This is a genomic window from Streptomyces caelestis, from assembly GCF_001279005.1.
GTDB classification, from domain to species: Bacteria; Actinomycetota; Actinomycetes; order Streptomycetales; family Streptomycetaceae; genus Streptomyces; species Streptomyces heliomycini.
Genome location: NZ_LGCN01000236.1, coordinates 1 through 24,779, shown reverse-complemented (window position 1 = coordinate 24,779; position 24,779 = coordinate 1). Strand labels below are relative to the sequence as shown.

18 protein-coding genes, 5 tRNA genes, 1 pseudogene and 1 riboswitch are annotated in these 24,779 nt (G+C 73.2%); of the genes and pseudogenes, 14 read left to right on the top strand and 10 right to left on the bottom strand.

Translation table 11 applies throughout. From position 1 onward, the window contains the following. Positions 1 to 21: 21 nt before the first annotated feature. From ADK41_RS31080 to ADK41_RS31065, 4 genes are all read right to left on the bottom strand, one after another. Positions 22 to 95 (bottom strand) — tRNA-Phe (locus tag ADK41_RS31080). 24 nt (positions 96 to 119) lie between these two features. Next, positions 120 to 194 (bottom strand) — tRNA-Asp (locus ADK41_RS31075). Positions 195 to 231: 37 nt separating this feature from the next. Further along, positions 232 to 304: transfer RNA gene (locus ADK41_RS31070), tRNA-Glu, on the bottom strand. Positions 305 to 384: 80 nt separating this feature from the next. After that, complete coding sequence (locus tag ADK41_RS31065) at positions 385 to 1,962, bottom strand: metallophosphoesterase family protein (protein ID WP_030820426.1); 1,578 nt, start codon at positions 1,960 to 1,962, stop codon at positions 385 to 387. An 84-nt stretch (positions 1,963 to 2,046) separates the two neighbouring features. On the opposite strand from ADK41_RS31065, the gene ADK41_RS31060 reads away from it, so the two are divergent. From ADK41_RS31060 to ADK41_RS31025, 8 genes and pseudogenes are all read left to right on the top strand, one after another. After that, positions 2,047 to 2,397: a metallopeptidase family protein gene (locus ADK41_RS31060; protein WP_030820428.1), complete on the top strand. Its 351-nt coding sequence runs from the start codon at positions 2,047 to 2,049 to the stop codon at positions 2,395 to 2,397. A 98-nt stretch (positions 2,398 to 2,495) separates the two neighbouring features. After that, positions 2,496 to 3,038: a hypothetical protein gene (locus ADK41_RS31055; protein ID WP_030820430.1), complete on the top strand. Its 543-nt coding sequence runs from the start codon at positions 2,496 to 2,498 to the stop codon at positions 3,036 to 3,038. Between the two features lie 249 nt (positions 3,039 to 3,287). Next, complete coding sequence (locus ADK41_RS31050) at positions 3,288 to 5,438, top strand: DEAD/DEAH box helicase (protein ID WP_030820432.1); 2,151 nt, start codon at positions 3,288 to 3,290, stop codon at positions 5,436 to 5,438. Positions 5,439 to 5,591: 153 nt separating this feature from the next. Continuing rightward, a tRNA-Lys gene (locus tag ADK41_RS31045) sits at positions 5,592 to 5,664 on the top strand. Positions 5,665 to 6,630: 966 nt separating this feature from the next. Further along, on the top strand, positions 6,631 to 6,834 hold the full coding sequence (locus ADK41_RS31040) for a cold-shock protein (RefSeq protein WP_014145516.1): 204 nt from the start codon (positions 6,631 to 6,633) through the stop codon (positions 6,832 to 6,834). Between the two features lie 346 nt (positions 6,835 to 7,180). Next, positions 7,181 to 8,636, top strand: a pseudogene (locus ADK41_RS31035) (DEAD/DEAH box helicase). Positions 8,637 to 8,681: 45 nt separating this feature from the next. Next, positions 8,682 to 9,086 (top strand): CBS domain-containing protein, encoded by a 405-nt coding sequence (locus tag ADK41_RS31030; protein WP_030820435.1) that lies wholly within the window; start codon positions 8,682 to 8,684, stop codon positions 9,084 to 9,086. A gap of 50 nt (positions 9,087 to 9,136) precedes the next feature. Continuing rightward, positions 9,137 to 9,445: an SCO5918 family protein gene (locus tag ADK41_RS31025; RefSeq protein WP_030820437.1), complete on the top strand. Its 309-nt coding sequence runs from the start codon at positions 9,137 to 9,139 to the stop codon at positions 9,443 to 9,445. A 97-nt stretch (positions 9,446 to 9,542) separates the two neighbouring features. Here ADK41_RS31025 and ADK41_RS31020 read toward each other — a convergent pair whose 3' ends face one another. Beyond that, complete coding sequence (locus ADK41_RS31020) at positions 9,543 to 9,902, bottom strand: hypothetical protein (RefSeq protein ID WP_030820439.1); 360 nt, start codon at positions 9,900 to 9,902, stop codon at positions 9,543 to 9,545. A gap of 1,033 nt (positions 9,903 to 10,935) precedes the next feature. Next, positions 10,936 to 11,208 carry a DUF3040 domain-containing protein gene (locus ADK41_RS31015; protein ID WP_030820441.1) on the bottom strand — a complete coding sequence of 91 codons (273 nt, stop codon included), beginning with the start codon at positions 11,206 to 11,208 and terminating at the stop codon, positions 10,936 to 10,938. Between the two features lie 415 nt (positions 11,209 to 11,623). Between ADK41_RS31015 and ADK41_RS31010 the strand changes: the two genes are divergently transcribed. The 5 genes from ADK41_RS31010 to ADK41_RS30990 all read left to right on the top strand — a co-directional run bounded on the left by ADK41_RS31010 (position 11,624) and on the right by ADK41_RS30990 (position 16,170). After that, positions 11,624 to 12,619: a HAMP domain-containing sensor histidine kinase gene (locus ADK41_RS31010; protein WP_030820443.1), complete on the top strand. Its 996-nt coding sequence runs from the start codon at positions 11,624 to 11,626 to the stop codon at positions 12,617 to 12,619. A gap of 31 nt (positions 12,620 to 12,650) precedes the next feature. After that, a complete protein-coding gene (locus ADK41_RS31005) occupies positions 12,651 to 13,310 on the top strand; it encodes a response regulator transcription factor (protein WP_030820444.1) in 660 nt (219 codons plus the stop codon). Positions 13,311 to 13,383: 73 nt separating this feature from the next. Next, positions 13,384 to 14,517 carry a dihydrofolate reductase family protein gene (locus ADK41_RS31000; RefSeq protein ID WP_030820446.1) on the top strand — a complete coding sequence of 378 codons (1,134 nt, stop codon included), beginning with the start codon at positions 13,384 to 13,386 and terminating at the stop codon, positions 14,515 to 14,517. A gap of 62 nt (positions 14,518 to 14,579) precedes the next feature. Then, positions 14,580 to 14,653 (top strand) — tRNA-Met (locus ADK41_RS30995). A gap of 328 nt (positions 14,654 to 14,981) precedes the next feature. Further along, a riboswitch (cyclic di-AMP (ydaO/yuaA leader) is annotated at positions 14,982 to 15,139 on the top strand. An 11-nt stretch (positions 15,140 to 15,150) separates the two neighbouring features. Beyond that, positions 15,151 to 16,170, top strand: a complete 1,020-nt coding sequence (locus tag ADK41_RS30990; protein ID WP_030820448.1) for a M23 family metallopeptidase — start codon at positions 15,151 to 15,153, stop codon at positions 16,168 to 16,170. A gap of 102 nt (positions 16,171 to 16,272) precedes the next feature. On the opposite strand, the gene ADK41_RS30985 is transcribed toward ADK41_RS30990, so the two are convergent. From ADK41_RS30985 to ADK41_RS30970, 4 genes are all read right to left on the bottom strand, one after another. Further along, complete coding sequence (locus ADK41_RS30985; RefSeq protein WP_030820450.1) at positions 16,273 to 17,598, bottom strand: PrsW family intramembrane metalloprotease; 1,326 nt, start codon at positions 17,596 to 17,598, stop codon at positions 16,273 to 16,275. A 29-nt stretch (positions 17,599 to 17,627) separates the two neighbouring features. After that, on the bottom strand, positions 17,628 to 18,482 hold the full coding sequence (trmB, locus tag ADK41_RS30980) for a tRNA (guanosine(46)-N7)-methyltransferase TrmB (RefSeq protein ID WP_030820452.1): 855 nt from the start codon (positions 18,480 to 18,482) through the stop codon (positions 17,628 to 17,630). A 453-nt stretch (positions 18,483 to 18,935) separates the two neighbouring features. After that, a complete protein-coding gene (gene lhgO / locus ADK41_RS30975) occupies positions 18,936 to 20,192 on the bottom strand; it encodes an L-2-hydroxyglutarate oxidase (RefSeq protein ID WP_078661811.1) in 1,257 nt (418 codons plus the stop codon). 54 nt (positions 20,193 to 20,246) lie between these two features. Further along, the gene (locus ADK41_RS30970) at positions 20,247 to 21,671 is read right to left on the bottom strand and encodes a hypothetical protein (RefSeq protein WP_030820456.1); all 1,425 of its coding nucleotides are present in this window, start codon (positions 21,669 to 21,671) and stop codon (positions 20,247 to 20,249) included. A 715-nt stretch (positions 21,672 to 22,386) separates the two neighbouring features. Here ADK41_RS30970 and ADK41_RS30965 point away from each other — a divergent pair. After that, positions 22,387 to 24,513 carry an asparagine synthase-related protein gene (locus ADK41_RS30965; protein WP_030820459.1) on the top strand — a complete coding sequence of 709 codons (2,127 nt, stop codon included), beginning with the start codon at positions 22,387 to 22,389 and terminating at the stop codon, positions 24,511 to 24,513. Positions 24,514 to 24,779: the final 266 nt, after the last annotated feature.

The window sequence follows — 24,779 nt, the reverse complement described above, 5'->3', positions numbered from 1 at the left end:
CGAGGATCGGGGCCTTTGCTGTGGCTGGGGCCGGGGTCGAACCGGCGACCTATCGCTTTTCAGGCGATCGCTCGTACCAACTGAGCTACCCAGCCGCGGTGTTTCACGTGAAACACCAGCGGTCCTGACGGGATTTGAACCCGCGGCCTCCACCTTGACAGGGTGGCGAGCACTCCAAACTGCTCCACAGGACCAAGCGTGTCGTACGACAGTGTCGCACAGGGTGGTGCGTGCCCCCAACGGGATTCGAACCCGTGCTACCGCCTTGAAAGGGCGGCGTCCTAGGCCGCTAGACGATGAGGGCTATCGGCCCGCCTGGGCGCTTCTCAGCGCGTCGGGGACGTGAGAAGCATACGTGCTGTCGGGGGCGTTCGCCAAAACGGTTTACGGCGCGGGCGTCGAGGGGGTGACCGACGGGGTCCCGGAGGAGGGGGACGGCGAGGTGGTCGCGCCCGGCTGGTTCTCCTTCGGGAGGTGGCGGCTGACCTCCGCCGTGGTGAGGCCGAGGCCGCCCAGTTCGATCGAGTCCCAGGCCTGGAGGCGGCGGGTGTCGCGGTCGAAGTAGAGGATCGACGTCTCGATCGGGTCCGGGTACTTCCCCTCGATGGCGCGCAGGCCGCTGCCGCCGGTGGAGCCCTCGACGCGGAGCCGGGTGCCGTACTTCATGACCTCCGTCTCCTCGTGGTGGATGTGCCCGGCCAGCACCAGCGGCACGGTGCCGTCGACCTCGCGGGCCGCGGACGGCTCGTGGGCGACCGCCACGTCCACCGGGGTGCCGGCGGCCCGTTGGTCGCGCAGGGCGGAGGCGAGACGGGCTCCCGCCAGTTCCTGGGACTGCTCGGCCCCGGTCCGCTTCGAGCGGTCGGGGGTGAACTGCGGGTCCCCGATGCCGGCGAAGCGCAGGCCGGCGACGGTCTTCGCCCTGCCGTGGTCGAGGACGTGGACGTTCTCCATGCCTTCGAGGTGGCGCTGGGTGGCGAGCGAGTCGTGGTTGCCGCGGACCCAGACGTAGGGGGCGCCCAGGTCCTCGATGGGGTCCAGGAAGCCGTTCTCGGCGGCGGTGCCGTGGTCCATCGTGTCGCCCGAGTCGACGATCACGTCCACCCGGTACTGCTCCACCAGCGAGGCGATGATCTTCCAGCTGGCCGGGTTGAGGTGGATGTCGGAGACGTGCAGGACGCGGAGGGTGGTCGGGTCGGGCCGGTAGGCGGGGAGGGTGGAGGTGGCGTCGTAGAGCTTGGTCACGTTGGTGACCAGGCGCGCCAGTTCCTGCTGGTAGACGTCGAACTCGGCGACGATGCTGCGCGCGTCGCCGACGAGCGAGGGCGCGGAGGAGAGCAGGCCGGAGAACTTGGGCTCCAGGACGGAGTCGGGGTTCCAGGTGGCGTACGCCGTGCCGCCGGACGCGGCCAGCAGGCCGAGGGCGAGGCCGCCGGCGGCGAGGGCCCGACGGGGGCGGCGGTAGACGAGGAGGCCCAGGGCGGTGGCGCCGGTGACCACGGCGACGCAGGAGCGCACGGCGAGGTCGGTGGCGCCGTGGGTGATGTCCCGGGTGACCTCGTCCTGGAGGCCGGAGAGGCGTTCGGGGTGGTCGACGAGGGCCTGGGAGCGCTCGGGGTCGAGCTGGTCGACGTTGACGTCCAGGCGGACGGGCGCGATGTGGCTGGCGAGCCGGAGGTCGCCGAGGGGCGAGACGTTGATCTTCGTGCCGCCGGTGACGGAGGGCCGCAGGGTCATGGTGGTGTCCATGGGGCCCACGGGGACCCGGACGTTGCCGACGACCAGCAGCCCGAGCCAGGAACCGAGGACGACCACGGCGACGAGGCCGAGCGCGCGCGTCCAGGGACGTGGCCGTGGGGAGAGGGCGGGCGACGGGGCCGGCCGGCGGGGGCTCGTGTGGGCCCGCGGGACCCGTCGGACGCGGTGGAGGACGTTCGTCACTGCGGAGGGGACGCGGGCCATTGGTCCCGTATGCCCACGTCGACGGCCGGATATGCGGGGCCCGCGCGCGACTCGTACGGACGCCCCGTGCCCGACAATGGCTCTGTGCTGGAGATGACGCGCGAGACGTTCGAGGAGCTGGTCGCCGAGGCGCTGGACCGGATCCCGCCGGAGTTGACCCGACTGATGGACAACGTCGCGGTGTTCGTGGAGGACGAGCCGCCGGCGGACGATCCGGAGCTGCTCGGGCTGTACGAGGGGACTCCGTTGACGGAGCGGGGCGAGTGGTACGCGGGGGTGCTGCCGGACCGGATCACCATCTACCGGGGACCGACGCTGCGGATGTGCGAGTCCCGGGAGGACGTCGTCGCCGAGACGGAGATCACGGTGGTGCACGAGATCGCCCACCACTTCGGGATCGACGACGCCCGGCTGCACGCGCTCGGCTACGGATAGGGCGTGATCCGGACGACACCCCCGTGCCGTTCGCGTGTCTTCTCGCGGGTGGTGGGAGTTGGGGTTGTCGACCCTGCACTCCGACCGGAGGTGGCCCCGTGCGCCGCTTGTACGTACCCGCCCGCCTGGCCGCCACGGTCGTGGCCGTCGCCGCTGCCGCCGGCTGCATGAGCGTGGGCGGGGACGGTGCGGGCGGGGCCGCCGGACCGTCGCACTCCGCGGGGAAGCCGGGCGGTGAGGCGCCGGACGGGGGCGCCGCGGTCCCGGGCGGCGGCGGGTACGGCGCCGTGTCGGCCGGCGGGGCGCGCGGAGACGCCGAGGGCGAGCGGCGCGAGGGCAGGAGGAAGAAGGGCGGGGCGGGGAAGGCGGCGTCCGCCCAGGCCTCGCCGTCCGCGGGGGCGAGCCGGCCCGCGCCGGCCGACGGCGGGCCGGACGGGCCCGCGGGGCCGACCCCGGACGACGGGCCCGTGCCCCCGGAGCCCTCGCACACGCCGGAGCCGCAGCCCTCGTCGCCACCGCCCGAGCCGTCGGCGGAACCGGAGCCGACACAGGCGGAGCCGTCCTCGTCGGCGCACCAGTCGCCCGAGACGCAGTTGGCGCGGCGGGAGCCGGCGCCGGAAGCGGGGGAGCCGGTCTACTGAGCCCTTCTCCCGTGCCTCCCCGCCCACCGAACCTCGCGCTCACCTGCTGGTTTGCTTTCGGGGGGTCCGGGTGCGTATGGTGGCAGATCGTTTGATCCTATTTGCCCGGCGCCACTGCAGAGCGCGCCGTGTGGCGCGTACTCTCTCCCTTGCCGTGGTGGACCGCATCGAGGCGGTCGTAATTGCGAACTGCGAATCACGGAGTTGACGGGCGCGTGCCGAAGAGACTCCGGAAGGTTTCGCATTCGTATGCCCATCGCCAGTACTGATCACGTCGTCGTGCCCGAGAACACCGAGGACACCGACACCCGCACCGACGTCACCACCGAGACGACGGCGGCCCCCGAGACCACCTTCGTCGACCTCGGCCTGCCCGAGGGCGTCGTGCGCAAGCTCGCGCAGAACGGCGTGACCACCCCCTTCCCGATCCAGGCCGCGACCATCCCGGACGCCCTGGCCGGCAAGGACATCCTCGGCCGGGGCCGCACCGGCTCCGGCAAGACCCTCTCCTTCGGTCTGCCGACCCTGGCCACGCTGGCCGGCGGGCGGACCGAGAAGCACAAGCCGCGCGCCGTCATCCTGACGCCGACGCGTGAGCTGGCCATGCAGGTCGCCGACGCGCTCCAGCCGTACGGCGACGTCCTCGGCCTGAAGATGAAGGTCGTCTGCGGCGGCACGTCCATGGGCAACCAGATCTACGCCCTCGAGCGCGGCGTCGACGTCCTGGTCGCCACCCCGGGCCGGCTGCGGGACATCATCAACCGCGGCGCCTGCTCGCTGGAGAACGTGCAGATCACCGTCCTCGACGAGGCCGACCAGATGTCCGACCTGGGCTTCCTGCCCGAGGTCACCGAACTGCTCGACCAGGTCCCGGCGGGCGGTCAGCGGATGCTGTTCTCCGCGACCATGGAGAACGAGATCAAGACCCTCGTCGACCGGTACCTCGACAACCCGGCGACGCACGAGGTCGACGCGGCGCAGGGCGCGGTGACGACCATGTCGCACCACATCCTCGTCGTGAAGCCCAAGGACAAGGCGCCGGTCACCGCCGCGATCGCCTCCCGCAAGGGCCGCACCATCATCTTCGTCCGCACCCAGCTGGGCGCCGACCGCGTCGCCGAGCAGCTGCGGGACGCCGGGGTGAAGGCGGACGCGCTGCACGGCGGCATGACGCAGGGCGCGCGGACGCGCACCCTGGCCGACTTCAAGGACGGCTACGTCAACGTCCTGGTCGCCACCGACGTCGCCGCGCGCGGCATCCACGTCGACGGCATCGACCTGGTCCTCAACGTGGACCCGGCCGGCGACCACAAGGACTACCTGCACCGCGCGGGCCGCACGGCGCGCGCCGGCCGCACCGGCACCGTCGTCTCCCTGTCCCTGCCGCACCAGCGCCGCCAGATCTTCCGGCTGATGGAGGACGCGGGCGTCGACGCCACGCGCCACATCATCCAGGGCGGCGCCGCCTTCGAGCCGGAGGTCGCCGAGATCACCGGCGCCCGGTCGATGACCGAGGTGCAGGCCGAGTCGGCCGGCAACGCGGCGCAGCAGGCCGAGCGCGAGGTCGCCCAGCTCACCAAGGAGCTGGAGCGGGCCCAGCGCCGCGCCTCCGAGCTGCGCGACGAGGCCGACCGCCTGCTGGCCCGGGTCGCGCGCGAGCGCGGCGAGGACGTCGAGACGGTGGTCGCCGAGGCGGCCGAGGCCGCCGAGGCCGCCGAGGCCGAGGTCACGCTGCCGGAGCAGCCGACCGCGCGGGACGTCGAGCGGACCGAGCGCGCGGAGCGTACGGAGGCCCCGGCGCCGTACGAGCGGCGCGAGCGCCGTGACGACCGCCGTGACGACCGCGGTGGGTTCCGCCGGGACGACCGTCGTGACGACCGTGGCGGGCGTTCCTTCGAGCGCCGGGACGACCGCGGCGGCTTCAACCGCGACCGCGGTGACCGCCGTGACGACCGTGGCGGGTTCCGCCGGGACGACCGCCGGGACGACCGTGGCGGGCGTTCCTTCGAGCGCCGGGACGACCGTCGTGACGACCGTGGTGGGCGTTCCTTCGAGCGCCGTGACGACCGTGGCGGCTTCAACCGCGACCGCGGTGACCGCCGTGACGACCGTGGCGGGTTCCGCCGGGACGACCGTCGTGACGACCGTGGTGGGCGTTCCTTCGAGCGCCGTGACGACCGCGGTGGCTTCAACCGCGACCGCGGTGACCGCGGCGGCTTCCGCCGTGACGACCGCGGCGGCCACCGCGGCAGCGACCGTCCGTTCAACCGCGACCGCCAGGGCGACCGCCCCGGTTCCCACTCCGGCTCCCACGACCGCCCGTACGGCCGTCGTGACGACCACCGCGGCGGCTCCTTCGGCCGCCGCGACGACAAGCCGCGCTGGAAGCGCAACGGCTGACGCGGCCTCACCCGGCCGACCGGAAGGGCCCGCACGACACCCGTCGTGCGGGCCCTCCCGCGTTCCGCGCGGGACACGTCCGGACCCGCCTCGGCGATACCCGATCGGAGTCCCGGCCGCGTCCCGCTATGCTCGGGGAGGCAACATCGCCAGGGGCCCTTAGCTCAATTGGCAGAGCAGTGGACTTTTAATCCATTGGTTGTGGGTTCGAGTCCCACAGGGCCTACCGGTGGCAGGGGAGGCGAACAGCCTCTGACCTGCTATGCGGCGTCCGGGTCGGCTTCGGCCGACCCGGACGCCGACTCGTTTTCCGGTCCCGCGCGTGAGCGGATGCGCCCATCGCCCACGGATCGGCTGCGGCCGGGGACGGCGAGGCCGGCGTCGAGTCCGGTTTCGTGCCCGTCCTGACCGACCGCCCCGCGATGACGAAACCGCGATGCCCATCGGGTGGAAGATCGCGCACAGCAGGTCGCCCTCGGCCACGTCCAGGAAGGCGCCGAACCGCTGCGGTGTCCACGCCACGACCTGGCCGGGGCCCCCGCTCGTCTCATGCCGGCGCCGGGTGGTCGACCGCCGGGCGACCGCGGAGTTCAGGAGCGCGCGGAGGGCGCGACGGATCGCCTGCCGGGCGGCCGGGCCGGCGATCCTCTGGGACGGCCACATCTCCGCAGGCTCGGCCCGCTCGGCCCCTCCGCCGGGCGTTCGGAACTGCTCGCCTTCCAACGGGCCGTCTGCTCGCGACGGCGGACGGCAGACCCGTGGTCCCGGGCATGGCCCGACCGCCGGAGGCACAGCGGACCGGCCCTTCCTTCCGTACTTTCTCCCACGAGGCAGACAGAACCCTCCGGGGGGCAGTCCTCGCGCCGGGCACGCCCCATGCTCCCGGAAACGCTGAGCTCCGGGTTCGTCAATAGCTGTTCCCGGGAGCTGAGGTTTTAACGGGACATGCGGACAGGTTCTCTGTCGCAATAAAGGGGGTGGAATTCTTCATCACGCACAAGCTGCTGGGGCGTGCTACTGTCGGTCCAAGTTGCAGTTGTGGTTCCCGAAACTTCACATGCTCTCCGGTCGGTTTCTGTGCCGCTGGAAGTGCTTTTGTGTATCCGGTCTTTTTCCGGATGGGGTGATCATCGCGGCGACACGGTGTCCGCGCAGTGCGGACGTCGATGCACTGCCCCAAAGGAGAAATGACATGGCTGCTGGTACCGTGAAGTGGTTCAACGCGGAAAAGGGTTTCGGATTCATCGAGCAGGACGGTGGCGGCGCTGACGTGTTCGCCCACTACTCGAACATCGCCGCCCAGGGCTTCCGCGAGCTGCTCGAGGGCCAGAAGGTGACCTTCGACATCGCGCAGGGTCAGAAGGGCCCGACGGCCGAGAACATCGTTCTCGCCTGACGCTGACGCGCACTACGTAGCTGGGACCCGCATCCTTTGGGGTGCGGGTCCCAGCTGCTCGCGTTTTCCGCAGTGGTTTCCCCTGCGGACGACGACCAGGAAATTCGTGGGCCCACCGCACACGGATCGCCCTTCGGGGGTGCGGACGCATCCCTTCATGGCCGCATCACCGTGGACGTCCGGACGGTGCGTCCACATCGCACCACTCGTTTCAGCTCCTGCGCCCGCACGGATTTCCCGCCGGCCGGATTCGCTGTCGCGTTCCATCGGCCCATTCTTGCAATTCTCCGTGCCGCTCATCGCTGCGGGAGTTCCTTGATATGTGCCGCATCGAGGAAGGTTCCGCATGAACCGCACACGTACGAACGACCGTTTCGCCCGCACCCGTAAGGGCCGTGCCGACTCCGGAAGGGGCGGCGGCCGATTCGAGCCGTCCGCCCCGAGCCGTTCCGGCGGTTACGGCCGCCGGCCTGCCGCGCTCCAGGGAGAGTTCGCCCTCCCCGAGGCGGTCACTCCCGCGCTTCCCGCCGTGGAGGGCTTCGCCGATCTCGACATGCCCCGGGAACTGCTGGCCACGCTGGGTTCACAAGGCGTGACCGCACCGTTCCCGATCCAGGCCGCGACCCTGCCGAACTCCCTCGCCGGGCGGGACGTCCTCGGCCGGGGCCGCACCGGCTCCGGCAAGACCCTCGCTTTCGGTCTGGCGCTGCTGGCCCGTACGGCCGGGCAGCGCGCCGAGGCCCGGCAGCCGCTGGGGCTGATCCTCGTGCCGACGCGTGAGCTGGCGCAGCAGGTCACCGACGCGCTCGCCCCGTACGCCCGCTCCGTCAAGCTGCGGCTGGCCACGGTGGTGGGCGGGATGCCGATCGGCAGGCAGGCGAGCGTGCTGCGCGGTGGCGCCGAGGTCGTCGTCGCCACACCGGGACGCCTCAAGGACCTCATCGACCGCGGCGACTGCCGGCTGAGCCAGGTCTCCGTCACCGTCCTCGACGAGGCCGACCAGATGGCCGACATGGGCTTCATGCCGCAGGTCACCGCCCTCCTCGACCAGGTCCGCCCCGAGGGCCAGCGCATGCTGTTCTCCGCCACCCTCGACCGCAACGTCGACCTGCTCGTGCGCCGCTACCTCAGCGACCCCGTCGTGCACTCCGTCGACCCCTCGGCCGGTGCGGTCACGACGATGGAACACCATGTGCTGCACGTCCACGGCGCCGACAAACACACGGCCACCACCGAGATCGCCGCACGCGACGGCCGCGTGATCATGTTCCTCGACACCAAGCACGCCGTCGACCGCCTCACCGAGCACCTCCTGAACAGCGGGGTACGGGCCGCCGCCCTGCACGGCGGGAAGTCGCAGCCGCAGCGCACCCGCACGCTGACGCAGTTCAAGACCGGGCACGTCAACGTGCTGGTGGCGACCAACGTCGCGGCGCGCGGCATTCACCAACGTGGACCCGCCCACCGACCACAAGGACTACCTGCACCGCGGCGGCCGTACGGCCCGCGCCGGGGAGTCCGGCAGCGTCGTCACCCTGGTCACCCCGAGCCAGCGCCGCGCCATGAACCGCCTCATGGCAGCGGCCGGCGTCGTCCCGCGGACCACCCGGGTCCGCGTCGGCGAGGAGGCCCTGCACCGCATCACCGGCGCCCAGACCCCCTCCGGAGTCCCGGTCGTCATCACCGCACCGGTGGCCGAACGCCCCAAGAGGCGCGGCGCGACCTCACGTGGCCGACGCCGCCCCGCTTCGGCGGCCCGCCGCGCGCCGGCACGACAGTCGTCCATCGGTACGGCGGCATAGAACCTTCGAGAGCAGGAAGCCGACCCACCCCGCAGGAGGCACCCTTTGACGCTGGTCCAGACGCAGTTCCGCCCGGCAAGCGCCCACCGCGTGCACAGCACGGTGGCCGACACCATGGACGCGGCCGGACCGCAGGTCTGGGAGGACATGACCGTGGAGGTGGCACTGGCCGTGATGGCCGCCGCCCGTACGGGGCACCTGGTCGTCTGCGACGATGACGGTCTGTGCACAGGCCTGGTCACCCGGGCCCGGCTCACGGTCGTCCGTGACAGCTCCGGATCCACGGACCGGATCCGTCTGCGTGACATCGTCGACGTCATCGCTCCCTTCGCCTCACCGCTGACCACGAGGACCGAAGCCGAGCGTGCGATGCGGCGCCGTCGGCTCGGCGCCCTGCCCGTGGTCGACGAACAAGGCAATGCCCTGGGCGTCCTCGCACTCTCCCGCTGAACCGCTTCACGGCGGTCGGTCCCGTCTCCCCTTCTCCCCCGTGAGGCATCATGCGCTGTGTCATCGCCCGCTTCCCGTTCGATCTGACCAAGAGCGGCGTGCTGGAATCGATGAAGGGCGTCAAGCCCGAACCGGTCACCGGCGAGTCCGTGATCATCGGACGACGCCACTACCCCGTCAAGCAGGTCGGCGAGGTCGTCACCCGCCAGGACCGCCGCGATTTCAGCGCCGGCGAGGTGCTCCGGGCCATGTCCCGGCTCGGCTTCACCTGCCGGGTCCTTCCCGAGGCCGCACCCGCGTGCGAGGAAAGCCCGGTGCAGCGGGCTTCCGCGATGCTGGGCATCCCCCTGTCCGGCTGATCGGCGGGACGAGCGGGAGTCGAACAGAAAGGGCCCTGCCGGCACGTGCCGGCAGGGCCCTCACCGCGTGACGTGCCGCTCTCGGCGCGGCGGTGGGTCAGTGGTCGGAGTAGCTGAAGTCGCCCACGGTCCAGGCGCTGACGTCCTCGATCGCGATGCGGTACATCCCGCCCGTCTCCGGGATCCCCACCGTGCCCTGAAGGATCCGCGCGACGTGGAAGTGCAGATGCGTGGGCGGTCCGTCCTTCTTCGCGGGGGCGCCGAAGACGACGGAGAAATCGCCCAGCTGCGCGGAATCCGTCAGCACCTCCGACACCCTCTGCCGCCACACGGCTTCCGGGGCCAGGCGACCGGTGATGACAGCACCACCGGCGACCACGGTCAGGGACATCTGATTGCTCTGCCCGGACTCCACGAGGGCGGCGATGTCAATGATCAGATCGTCAGGCTTCGGCATGAGATCGCATTCTATGCGTCGGCCCGTCCGGGCGGCTCGGGTGGTGACACTGTCCGGCAAGACGGGGCGCACACGGCTCCTCCGGCACCGCGGGGCGTCGGTCACGGGCCATAGGGCGCGATCAGGACCGTGGAGGGCTGAGAACCCCGGGTGCCGCGCCGACCGACGGCGTCACGGGAAGTCCGGCGGACGGCTCCGGGCCTCCCCCGTCCGCCGGACCTGCGCCACGGGCGGCCCCGAGCGTTCGCGGACCGGCCCAGGGGGATACCTCATGATCGGACGCGCCAAAATCTGTGCTTGTCGAAGTAGACATTCGGTGTTCGCATGATTATGGTTTTTCCCGTAGCCGAGATCGAGCAAGGCCCGGCAGACACGAACTGCCGGGCAGTGGTACCCGCATGACGGTGCGGTGGTGGAGTTTCGAAGCCAGGTGGTCGTATGACGGCGACGGGACTGACGACCGGACCGGGCGGCCCGCAGTGATGAGGGGCCGCCATGAGCAGGGCCGCGGTGGACGCGGCCGCAGTATCGGCGGGACAAGCAGTACACGGTCCCGTTCGCACGTGATGGGTTCAGAGGGAAGAACGGAGGAGTCGAGCGCCATCAGGATCGCCCGGGCGGAAGGCGTGAGCCCGGGTACCGCAGGACATCGATAGGCAGGTGGTCTCCGGTCACGTATCCGCGATCCCCGCACCCCCGCCGGAGTATCGGGCGGCTGTGCGGAAACAGAAGGCCGGCGCAGTACTAGGGCCGGCAGATGGTGTTGCAGTTCCTTCGGGGCCTCGGTGCCGTACGGCACCGAGGCCCCTCCACGTGTTCCACGGAGAGGTGAGACGACAGCGGGTGAGTCGCCGAGCCGTCCCGACGACGACTGCCCCGACCGCACGAGGGGCCGCCACCCCACCCCCACCAGGGCTTCTGACCCATGGGCAGTGGGTTCGAGTCCCCAGGTCCTGCCGATGACAGGAACGGCACATCGCCCCCGACCTGCCGCGCGGCGCCCGAACCGGCTTCGGCCGGCTCGGGCGCCGCGTCATTCCACGGGGCGCCCGTCCCGGTCCGGGTCGAGGAGCTGCACGGCGATCCCGGCGAGGACCAGGCCCGCCGCGATGAGGAGGCCGTCGGGGACGACGACACCCGCGGCGAGCATGACCACCCCGATGGCCAGCGCGCACCAGGCGCCCGTGCGCCGGTACGCGCGGGGGCGCACCGGACGGCTTTCGGGGAGCGGGCGGACGGAACGGGGGTCCTCGCGTTCGAGACGGGCCGCGAGGTCGACCAGACGCTCGTCGTCGGACTGGGGCACGGCTCCTCCTTCCCAGGGGGCGGCCGCCCGGTGGCACCGTCGACGGCCATCGGTCCGTGACACCGGGGCGTCATCGGCCCGACCGTCGGCCTGCCGCGAACTCGGCGCGGTACAAAGGAGTTTGCCCGCCCGCCGACGTCGTCACCCACCCGGTGCGACAGACTCCAGCGTCGCCCACCACCACCGCCCGCCACCATCCGTCGCGGGCCCCATCCGCCCCGGGGGCCACTGCCTGCACGGGCCGCCCGGCCGGCCGGGCGGCCGGGGAGAAATGGGGGTTGTCACCGATGGCGCGGGGACCGCTCGGCGCACACGCTAAGAGTGACGGCCCGCGCCGCGCCCCCGGACCGCGGGCCGTCGGGCTCCCGCACCGGGAGCCCGTGGCGAGCGGCCGACGGCGAGGAGGCGGTACGGGGTGCCTCTGTTCTGGCGGATCTTCCTGCTGAACGCCGTCGTGCTCATCGTGGCCACGGCCCTGCTGCTGGGACCCGTCACCGTGTCCACCCCGGTCCTGCTCACCGAGGCCGCGGTCCTCACGGCGGGGCTGGCCGCCATGCTCGTCGCCAACGCGCTGCTGCTCCGCGTGGGCCTCGCCCCGCTCCAGCGCCTGACCCGCGCGATGACGACGACGGACCTGCTCCGCCCCGGACACCGCCCGGCGGTCGGCGGACGCGGTGAGATCGCCGAGCTGATCACCACGTTCAACACCATGCTGGACCGGCTGGAGGACGAGCGCGCCACGAGCAGCGCCCGCGCCCTGTCCGCGCAGGAGGCCGAGCGCCGGCGCGTCGCCCGCGAGCTGCACGACGAGGTCGGCCAGTCCCTCACCGCCGTGCTGCTCCAGCTCAAGCGCACCGCCGACCACGCCCCGCCCGGACTGCGCGAGGAACTGCGCCAGGTGCAGGAGACCACCCGGGCGAGCCTCGAGGAGATCCGGCGCATCGCCCGCCGGCTGCGCCCCGGCGTGCTGGACGAGCTCGGGCTCGCCAGCGCGCTCAAGGCCCTCGCCACCGAGTTCGGCGGGCCCGGGCTGAGCGTCCAGCACTGCCTCGACGCGGACCTGCCCGAGCTGGACCGGGAGACCGAACTGGTCCTCTACCGGGTCGCCCAGGAAGGCCTCACCAACACCGCCCGCCACGCCCGGGCCCGCCGCGCCGAGCTCGCCCTGCGCCGCGCGCCCGGCGGTGTCGAACTCCGCGTCCGGGACGACGGCCGCGGCATCGGCGTCGCCCAGGAGGGCGCCGGCATCCGCGGCATGCGGGAGCGCGCCCTGCTCGTCGGCGCCCGCCTGACCGTGGACCGCGCCGACGGCGGCGGCACCGAGGTACGCCTGGCCGTTCCCGTCCCGGCCCGTCTCCCCGCACACGCCCTCGTCCCCGTACGGGAATCCGCGCACGCCCCACCACCGTGACCGACGCCCCCTCGACCGGAAACGCTGACACATGACCGACCCGGCCCCCACCCGCATCCTGCTCGCCGACGACCACGCGCTGGTCCGCCGGGGGGTCCGCCTCATCCTCGACGGCGAACCGGACCTGACCGTCGTCGCCGAGGCCGCCGACGGCGCCGAAGCCCTCGAGCAGGCCCAGGAGCACCGCCCCGACCTGGCCATCCTGGACATCGCGATGCCCCGCCGCACCGGCCTCCAGGCGGCCCGCGAGCTCTCCCGCTCCCTGCCGGAGACGCGCATCCTCATCCTGACCATGTACGACAACGAGCAGTTCTTCTTCGAGGCGCTCGCCGCCGGGGCCTCCGGCTACGTCCTGAAGTCCGTGGCCGACCGCGACCTCGTCGAGGCCTGTCACGCCACCATGCGCGGCGAGCCGTTCCTCTATCCCGGCGCCGTCAACGCCCTCATCCACAACTACCTCGATCTGGCGCGGGAGGGCCGTACCCTGCCGGCCAAGGCGATCACCGACCGCGAGGAGGAGATCCTGAAGCTGGTCGCCGAGGGCCACACCTCGCAGCAGATCGCCGGTCTCCTCGTCATCAGCCCGAAGACCGTGGAGCGGCACCGCGCCAACCTGCTGGCCAAGCTCGGCCTGAGGGACCGCCTGGAACTCACCCGGTACGCCATCCGCGTGGGGCTGATCGAGCCCTGAACCGGCGCGAGGGCCTGCCGCACCCGTTGTCAGACTGGACGCCCACAGGCCCGCCCCCTGGAAGTAGGAACCGATGCCCCACCCGTACGTCCTGCTGTCCGCCGCCGTCTCCCTCGACGGCTACCTGGACGACACCGGCCCCGAACGGCTGCTGCTGTCCGGCCCGGCCGACTTCGACCGGGTCGACGAGGTACGGGCGTCCGTGGACGCCATCCTGGTCGGCGCCGGCACGATCCGCGCCGACAACCCCCGGCTGCTGGTCAACTCGCCAGAGCGGCGCGCCGCCCGCCTCGCCGGGGGCCAGACCGAGTACCCGCTCAAGGTCGCCGTCAGCGGCTCCGGCGACCTGGACCCGGCGGCCCGGTTCTGGCACACCGGCGGCGAGAAGGTCCTCTACACGACCGACGAGGGCGCCGGGCGCGCCCACGCCCTCGGTCTCGCCGCCGACGTCGTCCCGCTCGGCGCCGGGCTCGACTGGCGGCGACTCCTTGAGCACCTGTACGCCGAGCGAGGGGTCCGGCGGCTCATGGTCGAGGGCGGCGGCACGATCCACACCCAGCTCCTCACCGAGGGACTGGCCGACGAGCTCCAGCTGGTCCTCGCCCCGCTGTTCGTCGGCGACCCGCGGGCCCCCCGCCTCTTCGGCCCCGGCTCCTACCAGGGCGGCCGGCTGCGACTGGTCGAGAGCCGCCCGGTCGGCGACGTCGTCCTGATGCGCTACGAACCCACCGCACCCGGCGCCGGCCCGCTGCCCTCCGCCGCCGACCACCACTGGCTGGCCCTCGCCTGCGAGCTGGCCGCGGAGTGCCCGCCCTCGGAGACGGCGTTCAGCGTGGGCGCGGTCGTGGTGGCCGCCGACGGCACGGAGCTGGCGCGCGGCCACTCCCGCGAGGGCGCCGACCCGGTGGTGCACGCGGAGGAGGCCGCGCTCGCCAAGGCCGATCCCACGGACCCCCGGCTCGCCACCGCCACCGTGTACTCCAGCCTGGAGCCCTGCGCCCACCGCGCGTCCCGGCCGGCGCCCTGCGCCCGGCTCGTCCTGGACGCGGGGGTACGGCGGGTGGTCACGGCCTGGCGGGAGCCGGACACGTTCGTGGCGGGCGCCGACGGCACCGGCGTGCTCACCGGCGAGGGCGCCACCGTCGTCGTCCTGCCCGAGCACGAGGACCGCGCCAAGGCGCCGAACGGCCACCTGCTCGGCCGCTGAAACCGGGCCGCCGGTAACGGGTGTGCGCCGTGTCCCGCGGATGGCGTACACTGGTCTCAAGACGCGGGGTGGAGCAGCTCGGTAGCTCGCTGGGCTCATAACCCAGAGGTCGCAGGTTCAAATCCTGTCCCCGCTACTGAAGGCCGAGGGCCGGAATCCAAAGGATTCCGGCCCTCGGTGTTGTGCCCTCCGGTTGTTTTCGTCCTCCGGTTGTTTTCGTCCTCCGCCCCCGGTTCTTGACCCACCGTGAGCGAGCCACCCCGCAGCGCATAACAACTGACGCACGGTCAGAAACCGTCCGCCGCCCGAGGTGCGGTCAACTCGCCCGTTTTTGGCCGCCCGTGGCGCTTAAGTCCCCCCGGAAATCGTTAATGATCAAGAGGAACGGCTTGGAATCAGCCCCTCGCGTCTATTAACGTTCGATAACGCAGCGCGGTCGTCCCAGCCGTCACAGAAGGCGGCTCCGTGCGCACGCGCCGAATCCCGCGAGGGAACCGGGGAACCACCACCATGGGGTGAATCGCGTGAATACCGCCGTGGCCACACGGCTCGTATACGCGCGTAGGAGACCTTCCCGCTCCGAACCCGTCAGCTAACCCGGTAGGCGAAGACGGAAGGAAGGAGCGCGCCCACGTGGCGTCCAACCCGCCTGCCCCCGAGGCCCCGTTCAAGCCGAGCGACACCTTCGCCTACGGCGGCGGCCGCGCCGACGAGGGCCCCTTCGAGGAGTGGAACCCCACCGCGGAGTCCGTTCGTCCCGTACGCGGCCGGCACCGTGTCGCCAAGCAGCGCGGCGGCGGACTCGCCCGCAGCTCCACCGTCCTGGGCGTCGGCGTCATAGCGGCCGTCGGCGCCGGCGGCATGGCGAGCGCCCAGACCGGCAAGCCGCCGGTGTCCATCTCCATGCCCGACCTCCCCAACGTGGGTTCCCTCATCTCCGACGAGGAAACCCCCCAGGGATCGGCCACCCCCCTCAGCACCCTCGGCGTGACCGCCGCCGACACCGAGCAGGGCACGGCCGGCGCCGGTGAGGCGCTGCGCACCCGGATCATGGCGCAGGTCGAGCAGCAGCAGGCCCAGGCCGAGAGCAAGGCGGAGGCCGAGGCGGTCGCCGCCGCCGAGAAGCAGGCCGCCGAGGCCGCCGCCAAGGCGGAGAAGGAGGCCAAGGCCAAGGCCGAGGCCGCCAAGGAGAAGGCCGAGGAGGAGGCCAGGAAGAAGGCCGAGGCCGAGCGCCTCGCCGAGCTGGCCAAGCAGTACGCGCTGCCGACCTCCTCGTACACCATCACCTCGACCTTCGGTCAGGCCGGCGCCTACTGGTCCTCCGGCCAGCACACCGGCCTCGACTTCGCCGCCCCCACGGGCACGCTGATCAAGGCCGTCCACACCGGCACGATCACCTCCGCCGGCTGGGACGGCTCCTACGGCTACAAGACCGTCCTCACCCTCGACGACGGCACCGAGATCTGGTACGCCCACCAGTCCTCCATCAGCGTCAGCGTCGGCCAGAAGGTCAACACCGGCGATGTGATCGGCCGCGTCGGCTCCACCGGCAACTCCACCGGGGCCCACCTCCACCTGGAGGTCCACTCCGGCGGCTCCTCCGCGGGCATCGACCCGATGGCGTGGCTGCGCGGCAAGGGCCTCACCGTCTGAGCGGACGGACCCGCACGCCCCGAACCCCGGCAGTCCCGACGACGCCCCCCGACGTCAGGGCTGCCGGTCGGGTGTTCCCCGGGGCGGTGCGCGGCGGAGCGGTCAGAACCGGCGGGCGTTCGGGTCGTACGCGCCGTACGGAGGCCCCCCGTACGGCGGAGGCCCGTAGCCGCCGTACCCGGCCCACGGCGCCGCGGCGACCGGAATCCGGGGCGCGGTGACGCGGACCGCGTGCTCCAGGGCCGGCCGGGCCGCTCCCCGCCGGTGCCACAGCTCCAGCAGCAGCTCCCGTTCCCGGACGGTGAAGTCCGGCCCCGCCCGACCGAGCCTCCCCCGGTGCCGCAGGAACGCCAGCGACGTCGCGTACGCCTCGTACGCGGCGACCGACCGCGCCGCCGCCCTCCCGCCGCGGCGGCGCGCGTACTGCCGGGCGACCCGCCGCGCCCGCATCGAGCCCAGCGCGAACGGCTCCGCCGCGTCGAGCCACCCGGCGGTCGCGTACGCGGGCAGCTCCGCCCGCACGGTCCGCAGCTCCCGCTGCCGCGTCCACACCACCAGCCAGGTCAGCAGCCCGAACACCGGCACCATGAACGCCGCGTACACCACGAGGAAGCCGTACCGGCCGAGCGTCGAGGAGCCGTTCCACAGCGCGTGCACGCCCATCGCCAGGAGCAGCCCGCCCAGCGGCAGCAGCACGCGCCGGACCCGCTGCCGGTCGGTGGACAGCGCGGCGGCGCCGAAGCCGATCCCGGTGAGCACGGTGAACAGGGGGTGCGCGAACGGCGACATCACGATGCGGACGAAGAAGGTCGCCGCGGTGACCGAGGCGATGCCGCTGTCGCCGGTGAGCCGGTCGGTGCCGAAGGCGGTGCCGAGGTAGAGGATGTTCTCGGTGAACGCGAAGCCGGTGGCGGTGACCCCGGCTATCACCACGCCGTCGAGGATGCCGGTGAAGTCGCGTCTGCGGAACAGGAACACCAGCAGGACGGCCGCGGCCTTCGCGGACTCCTCCACCACCGGCGCTATGACGGTCGAGCCCAGGGTGTCGGCGCCGGTCGGGTCGGCGGTCGCCGTCGCTATCCACCGGGTGGCGAAGCTGTTTGCGACGATCGCCATCAGCGCCGCCGCACAGGCGCCCCAGGCGAAGGAGAACAGCAGGTTCCGCCAGGGGCCCGGCTCGACCCGGTCCAGCCACCGGAAGGCGGCGACGAGCAGTGGCACGGGCAGGACGGCGAGACCGAGCCCGACCAGGAACCCCTGCGTCCCGGTCTGCTCGCGCACCAGCGCGAGGATGACCAGACCGGACAGCGCGAGCAGCGCGATCAGCGCGCCGTACCGCACCCGGGGCCGCTGCCACCAGCGCGCGGGCCGCGGCGCTCCACCGGGGGCGGCGCCGGGAGGCACCGGGTACGGAGGACTGGTGACCAAGGGATCGACCCTCACGAGGCGGGGCTGTGTCAGGCTCGGTCTGCTGCCTGCTCCTCCCGCGGTACGCGGCGGAAGAGCACGTCGTTCACGACATGACCCTTCTCCAGTCCCTGCCCCTCGAAACGGGTGAGCGGCCGGAAGGCGGGACGCGGCGCGAAACCGCCGTCCGCCCGGGTGTTCTCGAAGTCGGGGTGCGCGGTGAGCACGTCCAGCATCTGCTCCGCGTACGGCTCCCAGTCGGTGGCGCAGTGCAGCACCGCCCCCGGCGCCAGACGGGTCGCGGCGAGGGTGAGGAACTCCGGCTGGATCAGCCGCCGCTTGTGGTGCCGCTTCTTCGGCCAGGGGTCGGGGAAGTAGACGCGCAGCCCGCCGAGGGAGCCCGGGGCGAGCATCTCGCGCAGCAGGATGATCGCGTCGCCGTTGCCGACCCGTACGTTGGTCAGCCCGAGCCGGTCGGCGAGGTTGAGCAGATTGCCCTGACCGGGCGTGTGGACGTCCACGGCGAGGATGTTGGTGGCCGGGTCGGCGGCGGCCATCCGGGCGGTCGCCTCGCCCATGCCGAAGCCGATCTCCAGGACGACGGGGCGGTCGTTGCCGAAGAACTCCGCGAGGTCGAGGCGCCGGCTGCCGTCGATGTCGAAGCCCCATGCGGGCCACAGCCGCTGCAGGGCGTCCGCCTGCCCGGCGGTCACCCGGCTGCGCCGCGGCTGGAAGCTCCGGATCCGCCGCTCGAAGTGCGACCCGGCGGGATCGGCCTTCGGCCCGTCCGGGAACCGGGGCTCCCCCTTGGCCCGGGCAGGGCGGACGGACGTCCCGGGCGGGTGCGGCGGTTCCTGGCCGGAGGCGGGACGAGGGGCTTCGGAGGCGTTAACGGTGTCAGACACAGTGCCTCCGATTTTACGGGGCGCACGCACCGAACCCCCGAACGGAAAAGGGACGGCCCCGCGCGGGGAGGGGATCCGGGTGCTCCGGGCGGGGCGGAGGGCTCGCTCGGGTTCCGGGTGGGCCGGTTCTTTCCGACGTCGGGATCCGCTGTGGGGGCGTGGGGGCCGGGCTTGGTAAGGGGGTTCGGGTGGGTCGGGCGGGGCGGAGGGCTCTCGGGATCCGGAGGGTCGGCTTTTTCCGGTGCCGGGATCCGCTGTGCGGGGAGCGGTTTCGGGCTGGGGAGGAACACGGGTGCCCTGGGCGGGGGCGGGCGGCTCGTTCGGGGGCCGGTGGGATCGGCTCGGCCCGACGCCGGCACCCGTCGGGCTCCCGGGGCCGCCCGGGGGCCCGACGGTTCTCCGGGACGGCCCGGGACCCGTCCGGCTTCTCGGGGCCCGGGAGCGCCCGACGGCTCAGCGCCCCGCCGTCTCCAGGGCCGCCAGCGTCCGTCGCGCGACCTCGCGGCCGATCGGCAGGGAGGCCGTCGCCGCCGGTGAGGGGGCGTTCAGCACGTGGACCGCGCGGGCGGTCTCCTGGATCAGGAAGTCGTCGGCCAGGGTGCCGTCCCGCAGCACCGCCTGGGCCCGCACCCCGGCCGCCGTCGGCACCAGGTCGTCCTCCCGCACCGCGGGAAGCAGCCGGCGTACGGCCCGGGTGAAGGCCTCCCTGGACAGCGAGCGGTGCAGTTCGCCCGTGCCGTACCGCCAGTGGCGGCGGGCCAGCTGCCAGGAGCCCGGCCAGGCCAGGGTCGCCCCCAGCTCGCGCGGACGCACCGTGCGCCAGTCGTAGCCCTCGCGGGCCAGCGCCGGGACCGCGTTGGGGCCGACGTGGACGCCTCCGTCGACGCCCCGGGTGAGGTGGACGCCGAGGAAGGGGAACGCCGGGTCGGGAACCGGGTAGACCAGGCCGCGCACCAGTTCCGGCCGGGCCAGCTCGTAGTACTCGCCGCGGAACGGCACGATGCGGGCGCCGGGCTCGTCGCCGGTGCGGCGGGCGATCTCGTCGCAGTGCAGACCGGCGCAGTTCACCAGCACCCGGCCGCGGACGACGTCGCCGGCGGCCGTCAGGACGGCGACTCCCCGGTCGGGACGGCGGTCGACGCGCACCACCCGCGCCCCGTAGCGGATCTCCGCGCCCGCCGCCCGCGACGCCTGAGCGAGCCGACGGGCGACCGCGGTGAAGTCGCAGACGCCGGTGGTGCCGACGTGGATGGCGGCCAGGCCGTCGACCTCCGGCTCGTACTCCGCGATCTGCGCGGCGCACAGCTCGCGGACCGCGATGCCGTTCTCCCGGCCGCGCTGGACCAGGGCGTGCAGCCGGGGCAGCTCCTCGCGGGTCGTGGCCACGATCAGCTTGCCCGTCACCGCGTGCGGGATGTCGTGCTCCGCGCAGAACTCGACCATCTCCGCGGCGCCCGACACCGCGTACCGGGCCTTCAGCGAGCCGGGGCGGTAGTAGACGCCGCTGTGGATGACGCCGCTGTTGCGGCCCGTCTGGTGCCGGGCGGGGCCGGACTCCTTCTCCAGCACCGTGACCCGCGTGCCCGGCGCCGCGCGCGTGAGCGCGTACGCCGTCGACAGGCCGACGATCCCCCCGCCGATCACCAGTACGTCGCAGTCGTACGACCGCCCCGTCACCACCCGCACCACCTCCCGTGTCCGATAGTGCACTGCGCCACTGACAACGCCTTCAAACCCGGCAGGCGGTGCGTGGCGCGATGCGGATCAGGCCGTGGTCATCAGCAGCGGGCGGGCGCGTTCGCGCAGTTCGACCACGCGGGGTTCGTCGCCGTAGGGCTCCAGACGGTGCAGGAGGTCCTTGACGTACTCGGTGGTGCGGGCGGACGAGATGCGGCCCGCCACCTCCACCGCGCGGACGCCCTGTTCGCAGGCCGCGTCCAGGTTGCCCGACTCCAGTTCGGCGACCGCCGAGACGACCAGGCGCAGTCCGTGCGAGCGCACGAACTCCTCCGTCGGACTGGACAGCGCCTGCTCGGTGAAGCGGCGGACCTGGCGGGGCGCCTTCAGGTCGCGGTAGCACTCGGCGGCGTCGGCGGCGAAACGGTCGTAGGAGTAGAAGCCGAGCCAGGTCGGGTCACTGTCGCCGGGACGGGAGCGCTCCAGCCAGCTCTCCGCCGACCTCAGGGCGGCCCCGGCCGCATGGGCGTCCCCCGCGCGTGCGTGCGCGCGGGCCTCGACCAGGCGGAAGAAGCTCAGGGTGCGGGCGGTGGCCAGGCCCCGGTTGCGCTCCAGCGCGGCCTGGGCGAGGTCCACACCCTCGTCGCCGAAGCCGCGGTAGGTCGCCTGCAGGGACATCGAGGCGAGCACGTAGCCGCCCAGGGGGACGTCGGCCGCCGCGCGGGCCAGGCGCAGGGCCTGGATGTAGTAGCGCTGGGCGGCCTCCTGCTGGCCGGTGTCGAAGGCCATCCAGCCGGCCAGCCGGGTGAGTTCGGCCGCCGCGCCGAAGAGGGAGCGGCCGACGTCGTCGGAGTAGGAGCCGAGCAGCAGCGGGGCCGCCTCGACCCGGAGGCATTCGGGGACCATCGACGAACGCCAGTCGCCACCGCCGTACTTGGAGTCCCAGCGCCGGGCGTCCTCGGCGGCCTCCCGTAGTTTCCGCACGTCGCTGTGGCCGACTTTGGCCGGTGCGCCGGAGCCGTCGACGGGGCTCGCCTCACGCGCCACCGAACTGTCGGCCGGGGTTATCAGCCAGCGCGAGGCGGGCGTCGCGTACGCGCTCACCGCGAACGACCCGGCGAGCGACTGCCAGATGCCGCCGGAGCCGGCTCTGCGGCCCGCCAGGTCCAGCCGGTACAGCTCCGTGGCGGAGCGCACCGCCTGTCCGACGTCACGGGGGAAGGCGAGGCCCACCTCGGGTGCGGGATCCGCGTCCGCCAGGCCGATCTCGTGGAGCGGCACCGGACGGCCCAGCTTCTGGCCGATGGCGGCGGCGATCAGGTGCGGGGCGGCGCCCTGCGGCACCATGCCCTTCGACACCCAGCGCGCCACCGACGTCTTGTCGTAGCGAAGCGTCAGTCCTCGCTGGGCGCCGAGGTCGTTGACGCGTCGCGCGAGGCCCGCGTTGGAGATGCCCGCGAGGGCGAGAACGGCGCCGAGCTTTTCGTTCGGCCCGCGTTGCTCCCTGGACATGCGCCACCCCTCGACACAGACGGCTGTCGCGCTGGCATAACCACGCGGCATTCGTAAACCCAGCGTAGTTCGCCGCATCCCAAGCGTTAAGGGGCATTCTTCCGGATGGCGGGATTGTGGTCCGTACTGAAGTACGGGTCCGATACGCGCAGTTGCGGCGCGCTCCCGGCATGTGGCCGTGCGCCCGTGCGTGCGCTCTTCTCCGGCCACCGCGGGAGCGGTTCCATGGCTGTGCGTGGGTCGGCCCGCTGTACTGGATCCAGTGGGCTGGGGGACACCGCCGCCTTCATCCCCGCGGGCGGCGGAACGGTCCGGGAGGCGTGCTCCGTCTCCCGGACCGCGCGACCGTCCAGCGGTGCGCAGAGCCTGTACGGAGCGTGTTCGAGGTGGGTCTCACCGCTCCGATTTGGCTGAAAATCGACTCCCTCCTTTCGGGTGTATCACTGCTTCTATCCTGCTCATTGACGGCGCGTTGGAGGTTTAAAGGGCGCGTTATGGGGGCGCATTCGCGTCGGGCGTCGTGGTCGGTTGTGCGGCGTCGGTACGGCGACTCCTCTGTCGCGGGCGCCTGTTCGAGGCGGGGCGCGTGTCTCCGCCGGGGCGCATTCGCCGGAGCGCATACGGCTCCGGCACCCCTCCTGAGCGCCTCCTTCATGGCAGCATGGGGAACCGGTTCGTACGGTGCACTGGTTGTCCACAGCTTGTGGAGGCGGCGATGCGGTGGTTGGTGGGATGGAGCAGCACCGCCGCCGGAGCGATGGGGTTCGGCCCCACCGGCTCCGCCGGCGCCACCGGGGTGGACGGCGAGACCGTGCACCCCGTGGGGTCCCAGCCGCTGTGGGGTGACCCCGACCCGCTCTGGGCGGTCGGCGACTGGCGGCCCGACGAGGTGCGGGTGGTCGAGGCCGACGAACAGACCAGGATCGCCGTCCTCGGCACGTGCGGGGCCTCCGACGAGCAACTGCGCGTCGCGCTGTTCGCCGCGCGGGGCGGGGCGCTGCGGCACCTGACCGCCTGGCCGGGGAGCTACACGGCGGTCGTTCAGGTGGGACGCCGGGTCACCGTGTGCGGCGATCTCGCCGGCGCCCGGCCGGTCTTCCACACCCCGTGGGCGGGCGGCACGGCGTACGCGACCGCCGCGCTGCCGCTCGCCGACCTGATCGAGGCCAACCTCGACTTCGGGCACCTCGCCGCGCTGCTCGCCGCCCCCGACGTGCCGGCTGCGCTCCACGACTCCACCCCGTACGACGGCGTGAAACGCATTCCGCCGGGACATGCGCTGATCCTGCGCGCCGGGGCACGTGAGATCGCCGGGTACGAACCCGTCGCCTCGCTCGCCGTCGCCGCGCCGCCGGCCGACCCCGACCACGCGGTGGACGGCGTGCGGGACGCGCTGGTCGAGGCCGTACGGACGCGGCTGGCCGCGCCCCGGCACGTTCCCGGCGCCGGTATCGACCCCGGGCCCGTGCCCGGGATGGGGCCCGCCGAGCGGCGGGCGGCCCGTGGCACGCCGGTGCCGGGGATCGGGGCCGATCTGTCCGGCGGGCCGGCGTCCGGGGCGCTGGCGCTGCTGGCCGCGGGACTGCCCGGGATGCCGGGGACCGTGCTGGGGCACGGGACGGGGGCGGGGGAGCGGCTGCTGGCCGTCACCTTCAACGACCTCGCGGGCGGGTCCGGCGGAGGACGGGACGACGACGAGCTGGAACGGGCGGGGGCGCTGGCCGCCAATCCCCGGTTGCACCACGTGGTGGTGGCCGGTGCGGAGTCGACGCTTCCGTACGTCGATCTGGACGGGCCGCTGACGGACGAGCCAGGCCCCTCGCTGGTGTCGGCCGCGCGCCATCGGGCGCGACTGGCGGCGGGCAGCGCGGACCACTTCACCGGGTACGGGGCGAAGCAGGTGCTGGACGCGCATCCGGCGCGGCTGGCCGATCTGCTGATGGACCGCAAGCGGCGGCATCTGGTGCGGCCGGTGGCGGCACTGGCCAAGGCGGACGGGTCCGTGATGGTTCCCGCGCGCGTGTACGCGGCGGCGCGCCGGCTGGCGCGCACGCCGTACCGGGCGGGGCTGGAGAGCCTGGCCGAGCGGCTGCTGCAGCGGCGGCTGGACGACGACGGGACCGCGGGCGCGGCGGACGCCTCGCTGGCCGCGCTGACCTGGGGGAGACCCGGGCCGGCGGCGCGTTGGCTGACGGGGGAGGCGCTGGCCGAAGTATCGGTTCGCCTGCAGGCGTCGACGTGGCGGTCCGAGGTGGGGCCGGGGCAGCGGCCCGGTGATTTCCGGGCGCGGGCGGCGCTGGCCCGGCACGCGGCGGATCTGCGGGTGCTGGAGCAGGCGGCCGAGATCCGGTTCCAGCGGCTGCACGCGCCGTTCCTCGACAACCAGGTCGTGCGGGCGTGCCGGGCGCTGCCGGAGGCGCTGCGGGTGCGGCCGGGGGCGCGGGCGTCGATCCTGCGGTCGGTGCTGGAGGGGGCGGGGGTGCGGGAGTTGCCGGCGGGGTGGGGGGCTCCCGGGGTCGCCGGCTCGGCGGCGGCAGCGGCGCGGACGGGGCTGCGGGTGGCGGCCGACTCGCTGGTGGCACTGTTCGACACGCCGCTGCTGGCGGAGGCGGGGCTGGTCGAGGCACGGGTGGTGCGGAAGGCACTGCGGGGCGCGGCGGAGGGCGAGCCGCTGCCCCTGGACGGCCTGGCGGACCTGGTCGCCCTGGAGGTGTGGCTGCGCCGTCTGCTGGCCCGCAGGGGAACCTGCTGGACGGGCACCCCGGCCCGTCAGCGCGCGGTCCCGGGCGGAATCGCCCCCCAGCGCGGCGCCCTGGGCGCCGGCGCGAGTGGCGCCCGCTGAGTCTCGCCTGCGGCGGGGTACGGGTGTTGTGCCTGTGGTGCGGCTTTCGGCCCGATGGGGTGCGGGTCTTGTGCCTGCGGCGCCGCTGCGGCCTCGGTGGGGCTCGGGTGGCGCCTGCGGCGGGTGGGTGGGTCGGGGGCGTGTCGGGGGTGTCCGTCCTCGGACCGGCGCGGATCACGTGTCCCGGGAGGGCGAGGGCGCGGACGCGCCGGCCGCTGCGGGCGGCCCCCCCCGCCCCGCCCCCTTCCCGCCGTACGCGGCCACCC

Excerpts from the sequence above, each read along its gene's own strand:
- ADK41_RS30970 (WP_030820456.1), bottom strand. The coding sequence starts at position 21,671 with ATGTCCAGGGAGCAACGCGGGCCGAACGAAAAGCTCGGCGCCGTTCTC.
- ADK41_RS30965 (WP_030820459.1), top strand. The coding sequence starts at position 22,387 with ATGCGGTGGTTGGTGGGATGGAGCAGCACCGCCGCCGGAGCGATGGGG.
- ADK41_RS31040 (WP_014145516.1), top strand. The coding sequence starts at position 6,631 with ATGGCTGCTGGTACCGTGAAGTGGTTCAACGCGGAAAAGGGTTTCGGA.
- ADK41_RS31000 (WP_030820446.1), top strand. The coding sequence starts at position 13,384 with ATGCCCCACCCGTACGTCCTGCTGTCCGCCGCCGTCTCCCTCGACGGC.
- ADK41_RS31025 (WP_030820437.1), top strand. The coding sequence starts at position 9,137 with ATGCGCTGTGTCATCGCCCGCTTCCCGTTCGATCTGACCAAGAGCGGC.
- ADK41_RS31050 (WP_030820432.1), top strand. The coding sequence starts at position 3,288 with ATGCCCATCGCCAGTACTGATCACGTCGTCGTGCCCGAGAACACCGAG.
- ADK41_RS31020 (WP_030820439.1), bottom strand. The coding sequence starts at position 9,902 with ATGCCGAAGCCTGACGATCTGATCATTGACATCGCCGCCCTCGTGGAG.
- ADK41_RS31005 (WP_030820444.1), top strand. The coding sequence starts at position 12,651 with ATGACCGACCCGGCCCCCACCCGCATCCTGCTCGCCGACGACCACGCG.
- ADK41_RS31065 (WP_030820426.1), bottom strand. The coding sequence starts at position 1,962 with ATGGCCCGCGTCCCCTCCGCAGTGACGAACGTCCTCCACCGCGTCCGA.